Genomic DNA, 2,828 nt, shown 5'->3' on the forward strand with positions numbered 1-2,828 from the left:
GCGAAATTGGCCCTCAAGGCCAAACCTAGGCGCATCCCCGAAGCCGAAGCCGAAGCCGAAGCCGAAGCCGAAGCCGAAGCCGAAGCCGAAGCCGAAGAGTTCCTGTATACCCTCCGGTTTGATGTCAACGCGGATGATGACGCCCTGCAGGACGATACACCCGATGAAGGCATGTCGGGTCCATGATCGCATCCCCGGGCGATGTCGCCCGGCTAACGGTCTAACCGGCCAGCCGCCTCACCGACCAGCCGCCGCTGTGCCCTTTGCGCAACCATGCCGCGACCAGTTGAAAGCCGCTCTGCGGCCAGTCCTTCGGCGTGTCGATCAGCACCAGCTCGGCAATGCCGAACCCGGCCTCGTCGAGATCTCGCAGCCGCGCCCTGGTCGTCAGATTGGTCAGCGGCGCCAGCCAGACGATGTTCGGCGCGATCCGCATGGCATGGCGGCTGAAATCGCGCAGCCGCGACCAGGGCGGATTGGTCATCACCCAGTCGACGGGATCTTGCCAGTCCAGGAAATCGCGGTTCTCGGTGATCTCGCACCAATCCCGCGCCAGATGGTGCGGGAAGCGGTCGTAAAACGCCCCCTGCCCTCTGGACGGATCCAGCACCATGCCCGTCATCCGCCCGGCGAAATGCCCGATCACCGCTGTCGCCAGCTCCGGCGGCGTCATGACCAGATCCTGCGCTGGCGCATTTGTCGCAGGCACCAGACCACCGCGTCCCGAGGGAGCCGCACGTAGCACCGACCTGACGCCAAGCACCGCCGCCGCCCTGACCAGGGTCGCGACCGTCGCGCCCAGATCTCGTTCGAGCGCAATGACAACCGGTCGGCTGACCCCGATCCGATCGGCCAGTTGCGCCTGGCTCAGCCCTCGCGCCCGCCGCCGATCAGCCAAAGCCCGCGCCGCCTGCACCCGGTCCGGCGCCCAGCCCCAGCGCAGATCCAGCACCGCCATCACCGCGGCCAACGCCCGCACACCACCCTCACCCCGCTCAAGCGCCCGCAGCGTCGGCAGGCTGATCCCGGCCGAGGCTGCGACTGAGGCTTGTGTCAGTCCACACGAGCGACGCGTTGCGCGCAAGGTGTTCATGTCAAGAATTATTTGTTTTCATTGCGGTCAAAAGGAAATGATTCATGACACTATCTGCACCGAATAATCCCGTCGAGGCCAGAGGGAAAGCGTCGAAAAGGGCGGATAGCTGCCTGACGGCGGTGCGGCTTGGCACCTGCAGCAGAGCCGGAAAAGCAGCCATCCGTACGCGGCGCAGCGATCACCCAACCCGGGTCCCGTGGTAGGCGGAAAAGCTGACGGACAGCGTTGCGGCATGGCAACGGCAGCATTCCTGAGAATGCGGTCACCGGTGCACGGCGCAGCGATGGTCAAGCACCGCGCATTGTGATCGGGTGGGGAGCGGACGGATGCCGAATGTACCTAATTTATTCCAAGCATGAAATCGTGCGAGCCACTCTCGGGCTAGTGCCTTGCATCTACGACGTAAAAGTTGTTACCGGCCGCTTCGATTACCTCGTCCGGCTGATCTTCGACGACAGTTAACGTGAGGGCGCTGCAGTCATCCCGGTCTTCGGAAGGCTGGAACGCATCGCCCCGAAGAAACGCGGTCATCTGTTCGGGATCGAGTGAGGCCCAGAACCCATCAGTCGTGAGAACCAGGCGCTGACCAGCCCTGAATGTTTGGACGGTCTCTTGGGGAACCATGAATCGTTTTGTGCGAAAGCTCCGCGTAAGGAGGTTACGCGACGGTGACCGTGCGAGCTCATCAATCGCTACCGGCGATATGGCGTTTGCCAGGTTGTGCGGCTGTATCGACCATTCGATGTCGGACGTCTCTTGAACCAATCCTGCAAGACAATCACCGGCGTGGAGAATGCAGGTCGCACCCTGCCTTTCGATACGTGCAATCACGACACTCGCCGAGTCTCGTCTATATGTGCCTGAAAGTTCCGCATGGATCACGCGCAAACGGTCGATGATGGTCTTCGGTGTCACGACTTCCGCAACGACGAACCAGTCAATCAGATTGCGCGCCACGTCGCGAGCGAAAGCGCCACTGGCTTTCCCGTTCGAGGAGCCGTCGAGCACAATAGCAAGAACGGCATCGTCACGAAGCCCAACCCCGCAACAATCGCGATTGTCATGGGTGTGATGTCCTTGTTCGCTGCGCCACCTGATCTCTACTCCCATCTCAGCCACCGCCATCGCAATTCGCGAGCGCGTCGATACGGTCGCGGACAATGTCGACGCGTCCAGCCGGGCCTCTGATATTCCCTTCCAGGAAGTTGTCGAAGTCCGCGTGTTCTTTGAATGCCCGGAGTTCTGAAGCGATAAATCTGCGCACGTCTTCGTCTGCGCCTTGAACTTCAGCAAGAAGTTCCTCCCGCCCGTCCACGACGATTACGACATCTTCGAGATCATGGCTCCCCAATGGGTCGTCGTCACCACGCCCGCGGTAGGCTTCGAGCTTCGTCGCGATAAAGAGCGGCGCAGTCAGATGCTTGATCTCCAGCTCGCCCGTCAACGGATGTGAGACTGCTGTTTCTATGCCTTGCGCATACCAGCGGTTCGAGAAACCGAGGATGCTCTCGTCGTCCGGCATGAAATCGACGATGAGTTCGCCAAGTCTCATGCGACATATGACCTCGTCCTGCGGGGAAATCGTGAACCCCTTCCCGAACAGTTGTTCTTCCAGCTCTATCCACTCGCCGCAACGTAAGCGGTCGCTGGCCCCCACTGTCGACTTAGCTTGACGGCTTGAAGTTCCACGGTAGCAGGTCATCGAGGCGGCTTTGTGGATGGCCGGTGGCGA

The 2,828-nt window shown here is 61.2% G+C and carries 4 protein-coding genes; 1 reads left to right on the forward strand and 3 read right to left on the reverse strand.

What is annotated here, in order from left to right:
* Positions 1 to 186, forward strand: a 186-nt coding sequence (locus tag ACFOMH_RS20455) for a hypothetical protein (RefSeq protein ID WP_377746776.1), incomplete at its 5' end; no start/stop codon positions are given.
* 34 nt (positions 187 to 220) lie between these two features.
* On the opposite strand, the gene ACFOMH_RS20460 is transcribed toward ACFOMH_RS20455, so the two are convergent.
* The 3 genes from ACFOMH_RS20460 to ACFOMH_RS20470 form a co-directional block, all read right to left on the reverse strand.
* A complete protein-coding gene (locus tag ACFOMH_RS20460; protein ID WP_143793969.1) occupies positions 221 to 1,093 on the reverse strand; it encodes a helix-turn-helix domain-containing protein in 873 nt (290 codons plus the stop codon).
* Positions 1,094 to 1,477: 384 nt separating this feature from the next.
* Positions 1,478 to 2,221: a PP2C family protein-serine/threonine phosphatase gene (locus ACFOMH_RS20465; protein WP_377746778.1), complete on the reverse strand. Its 744-nt coding sequence runs from the start codon at positions 2,219 to 2,221 to the stop codon at positions 1,478 to 1,480.
* Positions 2,208 to 2,828 (reverse strand): hypothetical protein (locus ACFOMH_RS20470; RefSeq protein WP_377746780.1); only part of this gene is annotated, 621 nt, incomplete at its 5' end. The genes ACFOMH_RS20465 and ACFOMH_RS20470, both read right to left, overlap by 14 nt.

This window comes from Paracoccus mangrovi (assembly GCF_042648425.1).
Taxonomy (GTDB): domain Bacteria; phylum Pseudomonadota; class Alphaproteobacteria; order Rhodobacterales; family Rhodobacteraceae; genus Paracoccus; species Paracoccus mangrovi.